Source organism: Streptomyces sp. SD31 (assembly GCF_052068475.1).
Taxonomy (GTDB): Bacteria; Actinomycetota; Actinomycetes; order Streptomycetales; family Streptomycetaceae; genus Streptomyces.
Genome location: NZ_JBQHCX010000001.1, coordinates 109,006 through 130,175 on the forward strand (window position 1 = coordinate 109,006; position 21,170 = coordinate 130,175).

Below are 21,170 nucleotides of genomic sequence, written 5' to 3' on the forward strand. Positions count from 1 at the left end.
ATGGGGCACCGGGGTCCGTACCGGCCAGGGCATCCCGTCGGTCGGCCTCCGTCGACATGCGGACGACCAGCCGACCAAGAGATGCCCTGCTCTGCACCACGGGCTAGAAGGCGCTGTTGTCGCAGCCCATGGCCGATCCGATGTGGGTGTCCTGCCCACCCGAGTTGCCCTCGCCGTTGAGCGCGTTGCCCAGCACGCCGTTGAGCACGCCGACCTGGCCGAGGACGTCGACGTTCAGGTCGTGCGACTTGCAGGAGGAGCTCTGCAGGACGCTGGTCTTGCCGCCGTGGCCGTCCATGCCCTGGGCGGTGGCGGTGCCGGCGCTCAGGATGCCGACGCTGCCGAGGGCGACGACCACGACGGCAGCCTTGCGAAGGTTGTGCATGTCATCTCCGGTGAAGTGAGTTGATTGCGATCCGTGACAGATCGACTTCGTACAGTTATGGGAGGTTAATAGGAAAATGACCAATATGTCCCCTAGGCGCGCCGGGGCTTGTGATCTCGTTGCGGAACGACCGGACGACCGCAGATCTTGTGCAGGGCGCGGCTGAGCGGCATCGGAGTGCGGGCCTCGCCGAGGCGGTGGCCGGTCTCGCGGTGCAGGGGCAGGGTCTCGTGGGCGAGGGCTCAGCGCCTGCTCGGCATGGCGGCGGGCCTGGTCGGGACGGGCCAGTTCTCGGTGGGCAGCGGCGATCATGTCGAGGTCGTGGCAGCCGGGGTCGTTGGTGGCCCTGGCGACGGAGTCCGGCGTCAGGGCGCGGCCGTTGTGGGATCCGCCCCTCCGGTCGACGCTCACCTTGAAACCCGGGGGCGTCGAGTCGGTCAGGCGGGGGCGACCTGCTCGTCGGCGGGGCCGCCTCAACTGCCGCCCCACCAACGGTCGATGAGTGTCTCGACCGGTATGACGCGAGTGGCCTTCACGAGCAGGGCCGTCGGTATGCACCGCTGACGCGACCGGCCAAGGTCAGTCTCCGAACCGTCCGTCCACGCCCGTACCGACTCCCGGCAACCGGCCGAGGTCCTGCGGCACCAGGTCTCGCGCGCCCCCACCCCACACCCCCCTCCCGGCCCACCGCCCCCTCACCTCGCCACCACCTCGTCATCACCCCCGTCACACCGCAAACCCGAGTTTTCGCCAACTCTCCATCGGCTGACCGAATCACGACGGCGATGCGTTCCCTTGTTCGAGTGGTGTGTCTGACCTCACGCTCGTCCCCTCGGAGAAGGCGTGACAGCGACGACCTGCACCGGTGGTGGTGGTCGGTGTGCGGTGCAGGGGCACGGTGACAGTGCGACCAACCTGGCATTCCGCAACTACCGGCCAGTACCCCTGGTATGGCGCAATCCGCTCGGCCCGGAAGTTTGCCCTGCCACCATCAACACCCATCGAAATCCCAGGCGTCCGGAATGCGGCGGGGGGCTGGCCATGGGGCTGCTCGGCAATGAGCGGGCGTTCGCGCACACGTTGACTCCCCAGGAGCACGAGAGCGTCATGGCCCTCGGCAACCGGAAGCACTACCCGGCCGACGCCCATCTCCTCACCGAGGGCGACCGAACCAGTCACGTCGTGATCATTCTTCAGGGGTGGGTGACCGTATCCGTGGCGACGGACCGTGGGGCCACCCGGCTGATACTCGGCCTGCGCGGCCCGGGCGAACTGCTCGGTGAGATGGCCGCGTTGGATCCGCATCCCCGGAGCGCCACCGTGCGTGCACTGGGCCCCATAGAGGCCCAAGTCATATCCGGGGATGCGTTTCGTCGTTTTCTCGCCCTGCATCCCCGCGTCAGCGGCCTGGTGATACGTCAGCTGACCTCCCGGCTCCGCAGCGCCGACCAGGAACGCTCCGCGCTCGCCTCGCTCACCGTGCTGCAACGCCTGGCCAGCCGGCTCACCGAACTCTCGGGAGCCGAGCCCTCCGGCCCCTACACCCCCACCGCGGCGAGCCCCACACGCGCCCCCGCCACCGCCGGCCCCGTCGTCCAACTGGCCCAGGACGAACTGGCCGCCACGATAGGCGCCACCCGCGAAGCCGTCGCCAAGGCCCTACGGCTGCTGCGCACCCAGAACATCGTGCGCACCGGCAACCGGATGGTGGAGATCCTCGAGCCCGGACTGCTCGCCCTCCTCGCGGACGGTCATCAGGAGTAAGCCCACGCCCCGCCGTGTGTAAACGGCTACAGACGCCTCACGTCCCGGGCCTGACCCTGAGGGGACGGGCCACCTCCGCGGACCACGTCCCCGGCAGGACGAACCACCTCTTCGGCAGCACGAACCACTTCTTCGGCAAGCGGAAAGAACATGCAGGGGGCATGGGTGAACCACGACGCTCTGGAACTCACCGAAGCACACTACGAGTTGGTGATCAGCGTCGACGCCAGACGTTCCGGCGCGTACGACGACGTCGACAGGCCGCGCATGCGCGCCCGGATCTACCGGGTGCTGGAGACGGCCTTCAGCCACGCCAAGGTGGCATGGGACGTCGTCCACACGGAGGACCGCGGCGACGGCGTGCTGCTGTCGGTGCCGGGCCGGATCGCGGCGAGCCGGCTGCTCGGGCTGTGGATGGTCGAGGTGCACGAGAAGCTGCGCGACGAGAACCGTGACCTGGCCGTCCCCCTCGGGCTGCGCATCGGCATGCACGTCGGCCCGGTCCGGCACGACGAGCGGGGCATCAGCGGACGGGCCGTCGACCTCGCCTGCCGACTGGCCGACTCCCCCGTCGCCCGGCAACTCCTCGACGCCGAGAAGGCCGACCTCGTGCTGGTGACCTCCCAGTCGCTGTACGAGGAGGTGGTCAGCGGCGGCGGCAAGTTCATCGAGCCCGCGCACTACTCCCCGGCCCGGCTGGAGCTCAAGGAGGGCCCGGCCACCGCCTGGTTCCACCTGCCCGGGCGGCCCGCTCCGGAGATCCCCGGGGCCGGGCCGGCGGCCGCGTCGTCGACGCCGTCGACGCCCTCGCCTGCCGGTGGCCCGCTGTCCGCCTTCGACGACGAGCTCGACGACCTCGACGACAGCGCCGAGGACGAGTTCCCGGTCGTGGACAGGTCCGGCCATCGGCCCGGTGACGTCGGCATTCATCAAAACGTCAAGGGCGACGCCTTCCATAACGAGCACAACGTCTACCACGGGCCCGTGCAGATGGGCGGGTCCCACAACCGCGTCACCGAGCAGAGGAAGGACTGAGCCGGGTGAGCGACGACGAGCAGGCGGGCGGCGCTGCCGTCGACACCTCTGAGCAGCCCGGCGGGGGACGGTCGTCCGACGACGACAAGAAGGCCGGGGACGACAGGAAGCAGGACCGGGACGACCGCGCCCGTGGCGACGACGGCAGGTCCGACGACGACAAGTCCAAGTCCGCGGAGGACGAGGAGTCGGAGAAGGAGAAGGAGAAGGAGCGGGAGAGGGAACGGGAGCGCGCCGCAGGGCGGTTCAAGGAGCGCACCCGCGACCCCCTCGCCGACGATTCCGGCGAGGACGGGCCCACCGATCTCGCCGCCGCGGCGCGGACGCGCCTGGCCACCCGGCAGCTGTTCGACGTCCGCCGGGACCTGATCAGCTTCGCCCACTCACGGCTCCAGAGCGCCCACATCGGCGACAACTTCAACCTGTTGCTGGGCTCGCGTCCGCCGGGCGCCGGCCTGCGCAGCGGGCCCGTGCCCGAGGAGGAGCTGCGCCGGCTCCGCCGGGACCACGTGGAGCCGGAAGGGTACGTACTGCTGCGCAACGCGCTGCGCGCCCGGCGGCTGCTCGTGCTCGGTGCCGCGCCCGGTACGGGACGTACGAGTACGGCGCTCTCGCTCCTCGACGAGGTCACCACCTCCGCGGCGAACGGCGCGGACGCAGAGCCCGACTCGCGGATCCGACGGGTCGATTCGGACGGCGGGGTCCGGCAGTTGGCCGAGAAGCTGGACGGTGACGGCGGGGACGCGTGGCACGGTACCGGGCAGCTGCTGGAGCTGTCCCTCACCCGGGCCAACGCCCTGCCCCCGGACGAGATGGACCTCGACGAGCTCGCCGCGGCCCTGGCCCGCCGCGAGGCCTTCGCGGTGATCGTCGTCACCGTCGGGTCGGCGGCGAACGCGCTGCTGGCCGGGCGGTACGGCATGCTCTGCCCGCCCGCGCCCACCCAGGAACTGCTCGCCACCCGGCTGCGCGAGCGGCTGGAGGAGCGGGCCGCTGAGGCCCGGGAGAGCGATCCCCCGTCGGCCGAGCTGCTGGCGCGCGCGGAGGACCTCTGGGCACGCGAGGAGGTCAAGGACGCGGTCGGGCTGAACGATCTGCGCCCCGCCGAGGCCGAGTTGCTCGCCTCGCTGCTGGCCGGGCATGTGCTCGGGACCACCTCGTACGAGGAGCTGCTGTCCGGCTGCCGCAGCATCGCCGCCGAGCAGGCCCAGGAGTGGTTCGCCGGGGTGGACCGGGCGCTCACCGCGCCCCGCGCCGAGGGGGAGGGGAAGGGCCGGCGGTCGGACACGGCGACGCTGTTCCAGCCGGTGGCGTTCCGTATCGCGCTGGCCGTACTGGGCGGGGCGTCGTACAGCGCCGTGGCCGCCGCCGCGCACCTGCTGACCTGGGAACTGTCCGTTCAGTGCGACCCGGACAACACACCGGCCCGCCCGCTGTTCTGCGACGACCCCGAGGTCGACAAGGCGCTCTCGCGCGCCGATTTCACCGACGGCAAGGTCGAGGTGGCCGGGCACGACGTGCCGGCGCGGCTGATCTGGTACCGGGGTTCCGCGCTGCCGTCCGCGGTGCTGACCGAGCTGTGGGACCGGCACTTCCCGGTGCGGGCGCCGGTGGTGCGCTGGCTGCGGCTGCTGGCGGACGACCCGCGCTCCCAGGTGTGGATGCGCGCCGCGGTCGCCGCCGGTGAGCTGTGCGTACGGGACTTCGACCACGGCTACACCGAGCTGGTCCGGCCGCTCGCCGAGGCGTCCACGCCCCGCAGGCGGATCTTCGCGGCCACCACCATGGACCAGGCCGCCGGTCACGACTCGCACCGCCGGACCGTGCACAAGATCGTCGGGGACTGGAGCAGCAACGGCACCAAGTCGCTGCGCTGGACCGCCGCGATGGCGCTGGGCTACGGCAACGCCGCCGCCACCACGGACGACACGCTGGACGCCCTGGCCCGGATCGGGATCCGCGACGAGGGTGAGCAACTCGCTGTCAGTTCCTTCAACGTCGTACGGCTGCTGACCCTCCCCGATGCCCCTCGGGTGCTGGAGCGGGTGGCCGAGTGGACCCACCACAAGAAGGAGCCGTACCAGGACCTGGGGCTGGTGACCACCGTCCGGCTGGCGCTGACCAGGGTGGACGAGGTGCTGACGGACGACCCGGAGTCCTCCCCGCTGGGTGACCGGGGCGACTGGCCGCTGCCGCTGGCCCTCGCCGCCACCCGGCCCGAACTCGTCGTCCCCATGGCCGACTTGCTGTGGACCACGCTGAACACGGCGCGCTCGAAGGACGTGGCGATGGACGCGCTGGAGGCGCTGCTGCGGTCGGCGGTGCGCAAGGACGGCACCGAGTGGACCCGGCCGGGGCTGGCGGCGCTGCTGCCCGCGCTGGCCACCGAGGCGAACGACCGGCGGCGGCTGGACTGGCTGTTGCGCCGAATGATGAACGACCCGGAGAAGCCGCTCCCCGAACCGAAGGCGCGCGACCTGTGGTGGCTCGCCGTCTCACCGGCGGAACGGACGGGCCAGGAGGAGAGGCATGGCTGACAACGACGACGCGAGGGCGCAGGCGAGGCAGCGGCTCCAGGCGAAACGGGCCGCCGCCGACTCGACTCCCGTGGGCCCGTTCCTGAAGGAGTACACGCCGACGGGCGGGCTGCCGCCGATCAGTGCCGAGAAGACCTCGGTGGTGTTCTACCGCAACGGCGGCTACAGCGTGGTCACCGCCTTCGGCGTCCGGCACGTCGACAAGCGGGCGCTGGCCCGGCCGTACACCGCCTGCGAGATCGCGGTCGGCACCTTCGTGACGCCGCTGCGGATGGAGCTCCCGGCCGCCGGCAGCACCGCCTTCTTCAAGGCCGAGGTGGACATCGAGTGGGAGGTGACCGACCCCCATCTGGTCGCCGTACAGGCCGTGAAGGATGTCGCCAAGCGGCTCACCTCCCCCATCCTGGAACGGCTGCACGAGGTCACGCGGTCCTACCGGGTGACCGACGCCGAACAGGCCAACCGGGTCATCACACGCGAGTGCGCCGGGGGCCGCTGGAGTGATCTGGGGGCCGAACTCGGCCTGCGGGTACGGCTGTACGTCCGGCTGGGGGTGGACGACGACGCCATCGAGCACGCGAAGAAGAAGCGGAACGTGGTGGCCGAGGCCGAGGTGACCGGGCAGCGTCAGGACGCGTTCCGGCGCATGCTGCAGGGCGGGGAACTCGCGCAGCTCAGCTTCATGCTGGCCGCTGATCCCGAGGGGGCCAAGGACTTCCTGGAGAAGATCCGCCAGGAGGGCAGGCAGGACGAGCGGGAGCGGATCGACCGGCTCTACACCATGGCGCTCAGCGGAGAGCTCGCCTCCACCGACGTGGAGACACAGGTCCTGAACCTCATCAACCCGGACCGGCGCCGCCCCATCCAGGGCCCCCTCGGCACGCTGCCGCCCCGCCGCGAGCCCCGCCAGCTGGAGGCCTCCGCGGACGGGGAGTTCACCCCGGACTGGGTGTCGGACGAACCGCCCCGACGGCGCCCCCACCGGTCCGAGCCCTCCCGGGGCGAGCCCCGCGGGCCGGGGCCCGGCCGCAGGGAGCCGTATGCCGGTGAGGACACCGACCCGCGACGCCGGCCCCACCGGGACCCCTACTCGGCGGACGACGACGGATACGCACCCGGCCCCCGGCGCCGGACGCACCGCCCGGATCCGTACTCCCCGGCAGCCGACGCCGACTACGACGACCCACGCCACCGGCCCCACCGGCCCGAGCCCTACGACGAGGGCGACGCCCCCTACTACGACGACCCGCGCACCCGCGACCGCCACCGGACCCGCCGGTCCGAGCCCTATGACGAGGGCGGCGGCCTCGACTACGACGACCCGCGCACCCGGGACCGGACCCACCGGCCCGGCCCGTACGCCCAGGACGACGACGCCCCCTACGACGACCGTCGTGCCGGAGTGCGGCGGCCCCCGCGCCGGCCGGAGCTCAGCTCCACGGGACCGGTCCCCGACCACGACCCCGAGGATGAGTCGCGCTCCGGCGAACGGCCCCGGACCTACCGGCCGGAGCCCTACTACCCGGAGGGCGAGCGGGAATGGGAACGGCCGCGGCGTCGCAGACGAGACGAGGACGACGGATGGGCCTGGGCGGAAGAGGACCGATGACCGCCGACGGGGCGGCACAGACCTCCCCCGCCTCGGTCGTGCCCGTGCCGGACGGGGGTCGGCACTGCAACGACCGGGCGGGGGAGCGCATCGCCGAGCGGCTGCTGGTCACGGTCCGCGAGGACCTCGGCCGGGCCGACTCCAAGGCGGCCGTGCTGTTGTCGGGGACGCTCGCGCTGCCCGCGTTCCTCGTCGGCTGGCACGGCACGCCCGGGTGGGACGGGCTCGCCGACGTGACGCTGATCCTCTCCGGGGTGCTCTGGGCCGTGGCGGTGGCCGCGCTGGTCGCGGCGCTGCTGCCGCGCACCGGCACGGTCCGCGGCCGGGACGAGGTGACCTACTTCGGCGATCTGGTGGGCGCCCGCGACATCGCGAGGCTGTCCGCCCGGGTCACCGAGGCGGCGCGCGACCCCGCCGGGTGGCTGCTCGTCCAGGCCGTGGACGTCAGCTCGATCCTGTCCGCCAAGTACCGGGCCATCCGCTGGGGCGTGGCCTCGCTCGCCCCGTCGGCGGGCCTGGCCGTGGCCTGGGGTCTGACCGCGGGGTGATCCAGAGGGCGCACGCGACACCGGCGTACCACCGCACACACGCCAACGCACCACCGCACACGACATCGGCGCGCACCAAGCACGAGGCACACGCGTCACCACGTACACGTCGCAAGAACGAATCAAGAACCACCAGCACGAACCACCAGTACGAACCTCAAGCACGAACCTCAGAGACCTAGGGGACGGCCGTGGGAAGAGTCACGGGAAGACGGCAGACAGGAAGGGCCCGGGTGCGCCGCGCCGCGATCTCGGTGCTGGGCACCGCCGCGGTGTTCGTGTCCCTGGTGGCACCGGCCGGTCAGGATCCGGTGCCCGCGGCGGATTCCGAACCGGCGTTCCCGGCGGTCAACTACGCGGTGGCCGTGGACGAGTCGGCCAGCCTCGCACCCGAGGACATGAAGGCCGAGAAGGCCGCCGCCAAGCGGATCGCGCTGGGCGACGTCTCCTCGTCGTCGCAGGTCACGGTGTTCGGTTTCGCCGCCGCCGAGAAGGCCGGCCAGCGCGTGGTGGACCCGGTGTGCCCGCGCACCACGCTGGACGCGGCGGGCCGCGAGGAGGTCGGCGGTTGCGTGGACAAGCTGCGCAAGCGCAAGGAGAGCGAGGGCACCGGCACCGACCTGCCGACCGCCATCCGGCAGGGCGTGGACGACCTGACCGACGGCTCCGACGCCTCGGTGCCCCGGGTGCTGTTCCTGCTGACCGACGGGAAGATGGATGTCGAGGACAGCTTCAAGTACGGCGATCCCTCGCACCGCGCGGCCGAGGGCGAACGGCAGTTGAAGCTGGCGCTGAAGGAAGCCGCCGCGCAGAACGTCCAGATCTGGCCGCTGGGCTTCGGTTCCGACCCGGACAAGAAGCAGCTCGACCAGATCGCCGCCGGCGGCTACCAGAAGGGCTGCGTCGCACTCCCCTCGGCGACTCCCAAGGCCCACAAGGTCGACGGGGCCAAGGACGTCGGCACCACACTGGAGAAGATCTTCGCCGCCGCCCACTGTCTGCGCCACGAGGAGGGCCCCAGCAAGCGCCCGCCGGCCACCCTGGAGATCGGCATCTCCCCGCTGGCCACCGTCGGCAGCATCGTCGTCGACAAGGGCGACCCCCAGGTGAAGATCACCTACATCGACCCGGCCGGCGACAAGGTCCCCACCACCTCCGGGACGTTCAAGAACTCCCGCTTCGAGCTGGCGGGCGGCACCGGCACCGTCGAGGCGCTGAAGATCATCGACCCGCTGCCCGGCACCTGGAAGGTCAAGGCCGAGGCCCCGGAGGGCCACCGCTCGCTGCCCGTCGGCGTCAGCGTGCTGTGGCAGGGCGAACTGCGCGGCGCCATCACCATGGACCCGCCCTCACCGCAGGCCGGTGAGAAGGTCACGGTGACCATGCGGCTGCAGACCCGCGAGGGCTACGAGATCAAGGACCCGCGCGACTACGAGGGGCTGCGCGTGCGCAGCGAGCTGACCGGGGACGGCTTCTCGCCGCTCGCGCTCGACCTCGCCGACAACGGCAAGGGCTCCGACTCCGAGGCGAGCGACGGCTCCTTCACCGGCATCGTGACCATCCCCGAGGACGCCGACGGGGCGCTGACGGTGAGCGCCACGCTGACCGCCTCCGGCCTGAGCGCCGACACCCGCAGCGAGACCGGCGAGGTCGCGCCCGGCGAACTGCCCGTCAAGGCACCGCTCGAACTGCCCGCCGGCAACACCCACCCCGGCGGCACCGTCACCGGCACCCTGGACGTCAGCAACACCACCGACACCCCGCACACCCTGCGGCTGTCCGTCGCCGACGTGAAGGACGGGCTGCTCTCCGTCGAGCCCAAGGAGATCACCCTCAAGCCCGGTGAGCAGGGCACCAGGCAGGTCACGGTCAAGGTCTCCCCGGCGAGCGCCTTCGGTGACCGCCTCGGCGACGGCCTCGACCTCTCCGGCACCTTGACCGTCGTCGACACCACCGACGACGACCGGCGGCTCGAAAGCGCCCCGGTCTCGGTGCGGGTCACGCCGGAGCCCGGGATCTGGGACAAGTACTGGTGGGCGTTCGTGTCCGGCGCCGTCGCGCTCGCGCTGGCCGCCGCAGCCGTCGTCGCCTGGCTGGGGCTGCTCAGGCGCCGGCGGGACCCGTTCGGGCTGGTGCTGCAGCTCGTCTCCGAGGACGGCACCGTCCTCAACGAGCACAAGGCCGGGCACGGCAACAACAAGCAGTGGTACGAGTTCGCCGTCGCCGAGGCGCATCGCAGCCCGCGCATCGAGCGGCGTGCGCACGGCCCGTACGCGGTCCGGCGCAGCCGCGAGGGCGGCGCGGTGGTGCGCAAGGGCGGCAACCGGATCCCGCTGCCCGTCCGCGGCCAGGTCCAGCTGACCGACACGCTGAGCCTCACCCTCGGCGGGACCCCCCGGACCCCGGGGTCCGGCACCGGCCGGGGCACCTACTCGGGCGCCTACGCCGGCCGCGCCCCCGAGACGTCCCCGAGCCAAGGCAGCGCCTACGACGAGTTCCTGTGACGCGTGGGGCGAGGTCCGGACACGTCACCGCCCGGCCCGCCCCCGCGCACCGCACCGCACCGCACCGAACCAGCGCCACAGAGCACCGCACCACAACGCACCGCACCCCATCGCCGCGCGGCCGTCCCGTCGCGCGGCACCACAGACGTACCGAGCACGAACCGGCGGCCGCGTCGGCCGTGAAGCGGGGAGGAAACCATGAAGATCTTCCAGCCGATGCTTTTCGTCGGCCTGGGCGGCACCGGAGGTCTGGTCGGAGCCGAGCTGGAACGCAGACTGCGCACCGAGCTGTGCGGTCCGGACGGCATGGCGCTCAGCCGGCAGAGCGGCCACGCCCCCTTCCAGCTGCCCGACTGCCTGCAGTTCGTGTACGCGGACTACAGCGAGAGCGATCTGCAGCGGCTGCCGCAGTTCAACGTGGACCCGTCCCTGCGGGCCGCGTACGCCCGCACGTCCCGGGCCACCCACGACCTGCTGCCGAACTTCGACGCCTCCCCGGAAGTGACCAAGATGCTCCGGGCCGTCCTGCGCGACGAGGTCGCCGACTGGCTGCCGCCGCGCATCGACGAGCCGAAGGTCACCCCGCTGCACGCCGGCGCCGGCCAGCTGCCCACCGTCGGCCGGGCCGCCCTGTTCGCCACCCTCCGGCACAGCCTCGCCCCGGTCCTCGAGCCGCTGCTGCAGGCGATCGACGCGATCGCCAAGTCGGCGGGCGAGCTCAGCGAACTGGGCGGCGGCAAGGTCAACGGCTGTGACGTGTTCGTCGCCTTCTCGGTGGCCGGCGGCACGGGCGCCGGGATCTTCCTGGACTATCTGCACCTGATCAACCACGCCTTCCAGCTGCGCCGCTTCGACGGCGTGAAGATCTACCCGCTGGTCGTCATGCCGTCGTCGTTCTCGTCCGCCACCGGCGGCGGACGCGAGGCCGAACTCAACGCCGCCCGGGCGCTGGTCGACCTGTTCCGGCTGGTGGACACGCAGAACGCGCCCTCGGAGGGCCACGAGATCGGCGATCTCGACCAGGAGCTCGGGCTCGGCATCCGCTACCCGGGCGCGACGCCGATCCGGCTGCGCACCGGCATCCTGCCGACGGCGTTCCTGTTCAGCCCGACCGCCGGCATCCGCGCGGACGACCTGCGCCGCTCCATCGTCTCCCTGGTGATGTCGCTGATCGGCACCGAGCTGGGCGACGGCCGCGCCCGGGGCCGGAAGGTGGCGGCCGACGACGACTTCCAGACCTTCGCCGCGAGCTTCATCAACCGGGGCGTGCAACGCAGCGCGGTCTCCCCCACCGGCATCGGCCGGCAGGGCGTCTCCACCAGCCTGGTCGCCTCCATGACCGCGCCGATGGACCAGCTCGCCGACCTGGTGGCCGGACGGTTGCTGCGACTGGCGGTCACGGACCTCGTGGAGCGGCCGCGGGCGCTGCTGCGGGAGGGGGCGGTGCCGATGATCCGGCAGCTGTTCGCCGACTCCCACCTCGAAGAGCTCTGGGAACGCAGGCAGTTGGCGGTGCCCGAGCCCGATCCGCTGCCGCGCGGCGGCCGCAACATCGAGCAGGCGCTGGGCGAGCGCATCGGGGACATGCAGCGGCTGCTGGCCGACCTGCGGGTCGAGGCGGACCGTGCGGCCGCCGCGATGGCCGACCGGTTCGCCCCGCGCCCCGCCATCGACAAGCTGCTCCAGACCGTGGACCCCTTCCTCGCCGAACGCGTCGTCAGGGGCGTCCCGGACAGCGAGGATCAGATCGCCCGGCTCGGCTTCCTCGGCATGCTGGAGAACCGCGCCCGCAATCCGCAGCGCCCGCCCGGCGTGACCGAGCAGCCGCCCAAGATCCCCCGCATCAAGGGCCAGTTGGGCGGCCTGGCACCGGCGCGCTGGGGCGACGACGACGTGCAGGCGGCCATCCAGGAGCAGGACGCCTGGTACCAGTGGCGCTGCCGGATGGTGTGGCACGAGGCCTGGCGCGACCAGCAACAGCACTGGCAGCCGCAGGCCGACGCCGCCGGGACCGACCTCGGGCGGCTGGTGAACGCCTTCCGCAGGCACAGCGACCAGGAGCGCAAGACCGCCCAGCAAAAGGGCCTGGAACTGTACGAGGACCGCACCGGCATCTCGTATCTGCTGCCGCCGCAGCGCACCCTCAACCACTTCTACGAGGACGTCGTCACCCGGCTGGTCCGCCGGGAGGGGCTGCGCGAGAACGACGACGAGGCGGCGCTGCTGCTCAAGCTGGTCGACGGGGACACCTGGCGCCAGGTCCACGGGCTCAGCCGACGCGACCCCGAGGGCTCGGTGGCCCGGGTCAAGGGGCAGCTGGAGGCCCGGATCACCCGGCTGTTCGCCGAGAGCGGGGCGCATCTGGAGGAGCGGCCGCTGCTGCCGTCCATGGGCACGCTGCTGGCCGCGGCCGCGGGTGACGCGGACGCCAAGGACCAGGTCAGCAAGGAGGCGCTCGACCTGTTCGGCCGGAAGCTGGCCGGGCTGCTGCCGGTGGGGTTCACCCCGGAGGGCACCGGGCTGCTGCGGGTCCTGGTGACCTATCCGCGGGTGCAGGCCGTGGAGGAGGTGCAGGAGTACCTCGGCAAGACGCTGCGGCTGCCCTCGGACGCGAAGAACTCCGTGGAGTACCGGGGTGTGGAGAGCGACTCGATCACCGTGGTCCTCTTCCGCAGCGAGATGAGCCTCACCCAGGTGCCCGAGGCCCGCAAGGTGCTGCGCCAGTGGGCCCGCGCGAAGGACAACGAGCAGGCCCAGGACGTGCTGCGGTGGCGGCAGCGGCTCGGCTACCGGGACAGCTGGATGGTCAGCAGCGAGGAGGACCGGCGGGTCATCCTGCACCGCCTCCTGTGCTGCATGTGGAACGGCCAGGTGGACGTGGTGGACGGCGACCCGGCGTCGCCGGACCGGGTGCGGCTGCGGCTGTCCCCCGACAAGGGCACGGACATCCCCGGCGTGCGGCTGCGGCTGGGCGACTACCCCGGGGGCGTGTCGAGCTGGGCCGAGCTGCTGCGCTCGTACGAACGCTGGACGGTCCTCGACGACGAGCGGATCGTCGAGGACTACTGCCGGGAGCTGATGCGGGCCCAGCCGCTGGGCCTGGCCCGCACCGGCAGCGAACCGCATCCGCTCTTCGTCGACCTGGTCGAGAAGGTCGCCCCGCGTCAGCTGGAGCTGCTGGCGGAGCGCCGGGAGCGGGGCGGCGAGCGGGTCGAGGGCTGGGTGCGCCCGCTGTGGGAGTTCTGGGCGGAGACCCTCCCCGCCGCGCTGGACACCCAGTTCGGCGACCAGCGCGCGGTCCAGCCGACCCTGCGCACCCTGCTGGAACACATCCGCGGCGGCACGCCGTCGCGCCCCCGCGCCCGCGAGGAGCTCAGGGAACCCCGGCGCCCCGCACCGGACGAGGACGACTGGGGGACCGCGCCGGTCACCCCGCGAAGCAGCGGCCGTTACGACGACTACGACAAGCCGTACGGCGACGAACGCGGCGACGAGGACCGGGAGAGCCGCGACGGCTGGGGCGCCCGCCGCGACAGCGACACCGGCGCCCGCGCCGACAGCCGCCGCGACGACTACGACGTCTACGACCGGCCCGACCCGGACGACGGGGAAGGGCGCGAGAGCCGGGGCGACCGGGGATGGGGGTCCGCCCGCCCGGCGGAGACCGAGGCCGGCGGAGCGCGCGCCGACGAGTACGAGGAGTACGGCGGCGGCAGCCGGTTCTCCGCCCGGGACGGCGGCGACGTGCCGCGGCCGTCGTGGGACGACGACGAGCCCGGCGGCCGTCGCGCCCCCTGGGACGGTGACGCGCAGTGAGCCGGTCCCAGGACTTCAGTACGGTCATTCATCTGGACCTGCGTGCCGGGGCGGCGGCGCTGCACAGCCCGTCCGCCCTGCGGGCCAGGGTCGCCCAGGAGTTGGGCCGGGCCGGGCTGCCGGAGCCGGACGAACCGCTGTTCCTGGTGGTCGACACCCCGGCCGGGCTCACCGACCACCAGCCGCAGTACGAGCTGCTCACCGGCTACCGGGCGGTGGGCGAGGTCAGGCTGCTGGTGCTGCTGGTCGGCAGCGCGCCGGGCGCGTTCGCCGGTGCGGAGGGCGGCTTCCAGCCCGACCGCCGGCTGCTGCGGCCCGCGGTGCTGCGCGCCTCGGGCACCGCACTGCTGTGGGCCGGCGATCTGCGCTCCGCCCGCACCGCCCTTGAGCAGCCCGAGCCCGACGACCCGGACGCGCTGGCGGTCCTGGTGGACGTGCTGTCGGTCCCGGACGTCTACCTCGAGGTGCTGGAGCGCATCCAGTCGCTGCCCGACGCCGTCGCCGCGCCCGGTGTACGGCTGCTGGAGCAGGACCTGCCGCCGGAGGTACGTGACCGGGCCTGGCGCGACGCGCTCACCCGGTTCGCCGGGGCGGACACCGAACTCGCCCCGGACGTGTTGCTGACCGCCTCCTCCGGAGCCGATCTGCCGGAGCCGCTGCGCGGCCTGGTCGCGGGCCGGAGCGGCCGGGGCCTGGGGCACCGGGAACCCGGCGGCGTGGCCGACGACGCCTACCGTGCCTGTGCGGACGCCCTCGACTACGCCGAGGACGCGCTGGCCGGGCTGCGGACCCTGCCCGGCCTGCTCCGGTCCTCCCGCCGGGAGGCGTTCGAGGCGGACGTCGACCAGGCGCGCCAAGCCCTCGACACCTACCGGGATCTCGTCGCCACGGCCCTGCGCAGCGGCGGCGGCAGCGCACCGTCGGCCGCCGAGTCGGCGACCCGGCTCGCGGCCCTCGGGCTGCGGGTGCCCTCGGCCGAGGGCCTGGGCGAGCGGATCGGCGAGGGGCTGCGGGAGTTCGCCCACAAACTGCTCGGCCAGCAGCTCGCCCTGCGGTCGGTGGCCCAGCGCTTCACCGGCCTGGCCGGGCGGGTGGAGCCGGTCCCCGGCTCGGCGCTGCTGCCGAAGCTCGCCCCCCACTCCGCCGAGGCCGTGGCCCGGCAGACGGGCGCGGCCGGCACGGCGGGCACCGACGTCCCCGGCATCGCGGTGGCCGGCCCCCTGGCGGCGGCCGGGGCGGGGCTGCTCGGTGCGCTGTGGTCGGGGCCGTTCCTCGCGCTGGCGGTCGTCGTGCCGCTGCTGTTCGTCGGGATGGCGATGCTCGGGTCGGCCCGGCTGAAGGGCGCGGGACGCCCGGGCCGCTGGGGCGTGGCCCCCACGGTCGCGGCGATCGCCGGCACGGTGGTCGGGGCGACGGTGGGGTACGCGACCGATTCGCCGGTCTGGGTGGGCACCATCGGACTGCTGGTCGCTCTTGGCGTCGCGGAGGAGACGGTCCGCCGGCTGTGGCGCGCGGTGGCCGGCGCCTGGGCTCCGGGCCACGCGACCGCCGTACTGCGCAGGGCACTTGAGGGCCTGGACGCGCTGCTGGCCGAGGCGGTCCAGGAGCACTGGGCCGTCGAGGAGCGGCTGTACTGCGCCGACGCCGCCCGTTCCGTGGCCGGCATGCTGCGGGCGACGGCGGCCGCGGCGGAGGCGGAGGCGGTGCCCGAGCCGGAGCGCCTCGTGGCCGCCGGGGTGTCCACGGCCTTCGGCGCGTCCGGCACGGGGACGTCCGTCGAGGACGACTGGCTCGTCGACGACAGGGACCTGGAGCCGGACAACGCCCTCGCCGACTCCGACGACGGTGACTGGGCGAGCGTGTACGCCTGGGAGGACGAGCCGGCGGAGGAGGCGAAGGGGAAGGAGCCGGGCGGGGAGTCGGGAATCGCCCCAACCGGGCGGCGCGGCAAGGGAGTTGCCCCGCGCTGGCTGGAGCGGGAGAGCGGGGAGGGCGGGCCCGAACTGGTCGCCACCCTGTCCGCCGACCTGACGGACGCGGCCCTGGAGGCGATGAAGCAGTACTGGGGTGCCGTGGAACGCGGCCAGGCCGGTGCCCGCGCCGTCCTGCGCACCGAGGAACGGGTCCGCGAGCTGCTGTCGACGGCCCGCCACCACCTCCAGCACAACGGCGTGCTGGCCCCGCCCCCGTTCGCCGCCGCCCGCCGCGTCCGCCCCACCTCGGCGAACCTGCTCGGCACCGACCCGCACGGACCGGCCGAACTGGTCGGCGCGGAGGCCGACCGGCAGTCCGTGGTGCAGCTGTCCACACCCGAGCAGGGCACCCTGCTCAGCCGCGACCCGTCGGCCGCGGTGTGGCTCAGATTCGCCCCGAGGGCCGTACGCGACGAGGTCGAGAAGGCCTGGCGGACGAGCGGTTCGGTCCACCCGGAGGACGTCCTGTGGACGTCCTCGGGCCGGTACGCCGGCCTGGTGCGGCTCACCCCGCTGCGCATGGGCGTGGTGCACACCGTCCGTCCCCGGCACGGCTCGGGGCCGGACGGGACGGACATGGACGGGAACATGGGCACGGACACGGCCACGGGTATGGCCAGGGACCGCGGGACGGAGGCGTACGGCTCGACGGACGGGTACGGCCGGACCGGGCCGTACGACCGGCCCGACCGGAGTGAGCCGGCGAACCCCTACGAGAGGACCGCCTCGCACGAACCGCCCGCCTCTCACGAACCGTCCGCCTCGTACGACCGGACGGACTCCGGCGACTGGCTGAACTCGGGCGACTGGACGCAGAGCGACGACCGAGGGGACGGCGACCGCTGGTGACGAGCACCACGCATTCCCCGCTGCCGGGGCCGGGCGGACCGGCTCCGGACAAGCTCGCGTTCACCGTGCCGTCGGGACGGCGGCGCGTCACCCCGGTCCGGGTCGGCCGCGAGTTCCGCCGCGACCGGCTGCTGCCCCAGCTGATCCGCAAGGCCGTCCTCGACGATGAGGGACAGCAGTGCGTGCAGGTACGCCTGAGCGCCAAGGAGGCGGCGAACCCGGCGGCGCGCGCCCTGCTGGACACCGAGGCGGGCACGGCACTGCAGCTGAACCAGCTGCTGGGCGGCACGGAGTACGCGGCCCTCTTCCCGAGGATCGTCGGCTACGAGCTGGACACCGCCGAGCCGTATCTGCTGTACGACCCGCCGCGCGGCACGCCCGTCGCGCGGATCCATGTGATGTCCGCGACCGACCAGGAGATCTTCACCCGCGATCTGATGCTGGCCCTGTGCCTGCTGGAGGGCCAGGGCCTGGTGCCGCGCGGCATCTCGCCCGCCACCGTGTTCTGGGACGGCGCCAAGGTTCAGCTGTGGGGCCTGGAGTCGGTGACCCGGACCGGCCGGCCGCGGCGCCCCTGGGGCCGCTCGCCCTTCTGCTCGCCCGAACAGCGCCGGGGCGAGGCTCTCGCCGACTCCCGGGACGCGGTGTGGAGCGCAGCCCAGGTCCTCTACCAGCTGGTGACGGGGCGGGCCGGCCCCGCCGACCGGCCGCCCGCCGACCTCGGCGAACACCGCAAGCTCGACCAGACGTTGCGGAACGCCTTCGCGCCGAGGGCGGCCGACCGGCCGACGCCCGCCCAGGTGCTCGACCTCGTGGCGCCGGGCGCCGCGCGCCGCGTCCGGCTCACCGTGCCCCCCGACGAGACGCGCCCGCACCACGAGGCCTTCGAGGAGGCGCTGCGTCTCAAACGGCAGGCACCCGCGGCCCGGCCCCAAAGCGGCTCCGGGTCGGACTCGGCCGACGGCGAGGTGCTCTGCCCGTACTGCCTGGAGACCATTCGGCTCGATCTCACCAAGCTGTTCGTCACCGACAGCCGGATGCAGTACCAGCCGCTGGACCTGGCCGGCATCAAGAACCCCCTGCGGCGGACCGACATCATGCGCGGCGCCGTCCAGAAGTGCACGGCGGACCCGGAGTTCCCCGCGCACTACATCCCGGTTCCCTACCTGACGTACGGCCGGCCGCTGACCGTCGCGATGGTCGGCCAGTCCTCCACCGGCAAGAGTCATCTGCTGGCCCAGATGATCGCGGCCATCACCGACGGCGGTCTGGAGCCGTTCGGCCTGAAATGGCAGTCCGTCAATCCGGAGCAGCACGCCCGCTATGTACGGGACCGGGTGCAGCCGCTACGCAACGGCAAGGTGCTGGACCACACGGCGGCCCTGGGCATGGACGACTTCGCCCACTTCGTGGAGTCCCTGCTGATCACCGACGCCCGGGGGCAGGTGCGCCCGGTCGCCTTCTTCGACCTGGGCGGCGAGGACCTGGTACGAACCGACGCCGCGCTCAGGTTCCTGCTCGGCGTCGACGCCCTGGTCTTCGTCGTGGACCCGGCGCTGGCCCTGCCGCTGCCGCAGCTGGACCACGCCAGGGAACGCTGGGGGGTGGAGGTCAACCGGGACGGCGACCTCGCCTTCGGCACGGTCCTGGACCGGCTGCCGAAGAACGGCGGGTATTTGGACGTGCCGGCCGCGATGGTGCTCGGCAAGGCCGACCTGCTCAGGTTCCAGCCGCCCGTGGACCGTTGGCTGAGCCGCCCCCCGGCCACCTCGCTGGACCCCGAGCTGATCCGCGAGGAGAGCCGGGACCTGTACGGGCTGCTGCGCCGGCACGCGGGCCAGGCGTGGCTGCGCCCCTTCGACGCGATCCGCCGCTGCACCCTGCACATCGCGTCCGCCACCGGCGGCCAGGAGGACCACGGCCGCTATCCGGCCGGGGCGGGGCCCCGACGCGTCCTGGAGCCGCTGCTGGCGCTGCTGGCCATGCACGGGCTGATCCAAGTGCCGGGCGGCGCCGAGGCGTTGGCGGTGGGAGAGGCACCGGCGCTCGAAGCGGTGCCGTGGGAAGAGGCCGCGGACGCCGGCGAAGCCGAGCAACCCGAGCGGTTCGAGAGGGCTTTCGAGAGGTCCGACGGGTCCGAGGAGCCCGAGGGATCCGAGGGAAGGGAACAGCAGTGAACGACTTCCAGGACCGGGACTCGGTGCACCAGGTCGTCTTCCGGTGGGACGGCAACCACGGCCGCCAGGGCACCGGCATGAACGCCGTCGCCCACTCCTGCAAGGCCGAGCGCGCCGAGGAACTCGGCCGGGAACTGGGCCCGTTGCTGTGGGTCTCCGGTGCGGCGGCCGCCCGCCCGAGCGTCGTGCGCACCCTGTCCCGCGACGGCGACGTCCTGCTCGTCCAGCGCTGGCCCACGACCGACCGGGGCGGGCGGCCCAGCACGGTCAGCCATGTGCTGGTCGGCGATCGCGGGACCCTGCCGCCCGCGCGCTGCCTCGGGCTCGCGTACGGCGGCTGGCGCAAGCAGGAGAGGGCCGAGCAGGAGTCCGGCCGGCTGACGAAGTTCGATCTCACGGACCTCCACGATCTGTCGAGGGGCCGTCTGCCCGGCATGGTGGAGCGGCTGCCGGAGGTCGAGCGCGCGCTGATCCTCGCCGGCGCGGAGTTGCTGCGCGATCCGAGGCAGCGGGTGTCGCTGCTGCTGGAGGAGAAGACACCGGAGAGCTGGCCGGACCCGGCCATGGTGCCGCTGGTCTATCTCGGACTGTTCCTGATCTTCGGGTCGTGGCTTGATACGGAGTGGACGTTCGCCACGTACGACACGGTGGACAGTCATCCCCTGCGGCTGATGTCCGTCCCGCGCTGGGAGCCGGACTCGGGTGGCTCCAGCCCGCTGGCCCGGGTCGTGGGCCGCCGACCGGCCACCTTCCAGTTCGAGCACAGGGCGGCGGCGCAGCTGGTGGCCCACGTCCTCGCCCACCCGCAGGCGGCCCCCGGCGTACCGCAACTGGTCAAGGAGCTCCCCGACGGGGCCGCACTGGACTGGGAGCGACGCCGCGACCGGCTCAGGAAGATCCTCGGCCCCGACCGACCGGAACGGGGCCGGTCCCGGGAGCGGGCCGGCGAGCGGGAGCAGGAGCGGGAGCGGGAGCGGGATCAGGAGCGGGATCGCGCCCTGGAACTCGACCGCGCCGGGCAGCCGGCCGGGCCCACGATCGCCACGGACCCGTACCCGGAGACTCCGTACGCGCAGGCTCCGTACGCGGACCCGTACCCGGAAGCCCCGTACGCGGACACTTACCGGGAAGCCCCGTACGCGGACTCGTACGGGCAGCCGTACCCGACCCCCTCACCCTCGCCCGCGCTCCCACAGCCCCCGCACGCACCCGTCCCCGCACCCGCACCCACACCCACACCCACACCGAACGGCCACGAGCCGCACGACGCCCACGCCCTCCACCTGAAGCTGTGCGGCTACCGGCGCGGGGACGGGGACGGCAGTCGGCGCAGCTATCTGATGGCTGAGCTGCGCATGCAGTCCGACGAACTGCTCCTGCATGAGCTGCGCTCCGGCGATCTGCCCGCCGAATCGGTCGAGTTGCTGCTGGATGAGCTGGGCAGGCCCGGCCGCATCGAGGATCGTGATCCGCAGACGCGGCACGAACTGTGCGCGGAGGTCCTCCGCAAGCGCCTGTACTTCAAGCCTGAGGAGCCGAGCCCGGAAGATACGTCGAAGACGGCCCTGGCCATCCGGGCGGCCAACCTCTTCACCTGGGCGGTCGCCCCGGTGGTCCGGGACCCGCGCCATTTCGCCCAACTGTCCAAGGTGTTGAACCTGATGAGCCAGAGCACCGAGGTGGCCGCGTCCACCTGGCTCCAGCGAAGCATCATCCGACCGGACAGCGACCAGATCCCCGACCTGCCGCCGGAGCTGTGGAGGCAGTTGCTGCTGAACGCGCTGAACCGCGACGGCAGACAGCCCGCCGCGCCGCAGCCGCCCCGCCCCGTTCAAGCGCCCACAGCGCCACCCCCACAGCGAACCGACCCTGCCTCGGACCCCGGCGGCATCCCGGACCGGCTCTTCATCGGAAGCCTCCTGGTTCTGGGCGCCGTACTGGTGGGACTCGTGCTGATGCTCATCGTCTGACGC

The 21,170-nt window shown here is 73.0% G+C and carries 11 protein-coding genes; 10 read left to right on the forward strand and 1 reads right to left on the reverse strand.

Annotation, left to right across the window (positions count from 1 at the left end; all coding sequences use genetic code 11):
* Positions 1-103 precede the first annotated feature (103 nt).
* The gene (locus ACTMVF_RS00485; RefSeq protein ID WP_301999441.1) at positions 104-385 is read right to left on the reverse strand and encodes a hypothetical protein; all 282 of its coding nucleotides are present in this window, start codon (positions 383-385) and stop codon (positions 104-106) included.
* 1,041 nt (positions 386-1,426) lie between these two features.
* Between ACTMVF_RS00485 and ACTMVF_RS00490 the strand changes: the two genes are divergently transcribed.
* The 10 genes from ACTMVF_RS00490 (at position 1,427) to ACTMVF_RS00535 (ending at position 21,167) form a co-directional block, all read left to right on the forward strand.
* Complete coding sequence (locus ACTMVF_RS00490; protein WP_441268947.1) at positions 1,427-2,149, forward strand: Crp/Fnr family transcriptional regulator; 723 nt, start codon at positions 1,427-1,429, stop codon at positions 2,147-2,149.
* A gap of 165 nt (positions 2,150-2,314) precedes the next feature.
* Positions 2,315-3,184: a hypothetical protein gene (locus tag ACTMVF_RS00495; protein ID WP_441268948.1), complete on the forward strand. Its 870-nt coding sequence runs from the start codon at positions 2,315-2,317 to the stop codon at positions 3,182-3,184.
* Between the two features lie 5 nt (positions 3,185-3,189).
* Complete coding sequence (locus ACTMVF_RS00500; RefSeq protein WP_441268949.1) at positions 3,190-5,721, forward strand: hypothetical protein; 2,532 nt, start codon at positions 3,190-3,192, stop codon at positions 5,719-5,721.
* Positions 5,714-7,330 (forward strand): hypothetical protein, encoded by a 1,617-nt coding sequence (locus ACTMVF_RS00505; protein WP_441268950.1) that lies wholly within the window; start codon positions 5,714-5,716, stop codon positions 7,328-7,330. The genes ACTMVF_RS00500 and ACTMVF_RS00505 overlap by 8 nt, the downstream gene beginning before the upstream one ends.
* Positions 7,327-7,878 carry a Pycsar system effector family protein gene (locus ACTMVF_RS00510; RefSeq protein WP_403343344.1) on the forward strand — a complete coding sequence of 184 codons (552 nt, stop codon included), beginning with the start codon at positions 7,327-7,329 and terminating at the stop codon, positions 7,876-7,878. Before ACTMVF_RS00505 ends, ACTMVF_RS00510 begins: the two co-directional genes overlap by 4 nt.
* A gap of 233 nt (positions 7,879-8,111) precedes the next feature.
* On the forward strand, positions 8,112-10,382 hold the full coding sequence (locus tag ACTMVF_RS00515; protein ID WP_441268951.1) for a VWA domain-containing protein: 2,271 nt from the start codon (positions 8,112-8,114) through the stop codon (positions 10,380-10,382).
* A gap of 198 nt (positions 10,383-10,580) precedes the next feature.
* Positions 10,581-14,198 carry a tubulin-like doman-containing protein gene (locus tag ACTMVF_RS00520; RefSeq protein ID WP_441268952.1) on the forward strand — a complete coding sequence of 1,206 codons (3,618 nt, stop codon included), beginning with the start codon at positions 10,581-10,583 and terminating at the stop codon, positions 14,196-14,198.
* The gene (locus ACTMVF_RS00525; protein WP_441268953.1) at positions 14,195-17,020 is read left to right on the forward strand and encodes a hypothetical protein; all 2,826 of its coding nucleotides are present in this window, start codon (positions 14,195-14,197) and stop codon (positions 17,018-17,020) included. Before ACTMVF_RS00520 ends, ACTMVF_RS00525 begins: the two co-directional genes overlap by 4 nt.
* Complete coding sequence (locus tag ACTMVF_RS00530; RefSeq protein WP_441268954.1) at positions 17,017-19,197, forward strand: hypothetical protein; 2,181 nt, start codon at positions 17,017-17,019, stop codon at positions 19,195-19,197. Before ACTMVF_RS00525 ends, ACTMVF_RS00530 begins: the two co-directional genes overlap by 4 nt.
* Positions 19,194-21,167: a hypothetical protein gene (locus ACTMVF_RS00535; RefSeq protein ID WP_441268955.1), complete on the forward strand. Its 1,974-nt coding sequence runs from the start codon at positions 19,194-19,196 to the stop codon at positions 21,165-21,167. Before ACTMVF_RS00530 ends, ACTMVF_RS00535 begins: the two co-directional genes overlap by 4 nt.
* Positions 21,168-21,170: the final 3 nt, after the last annotated feature.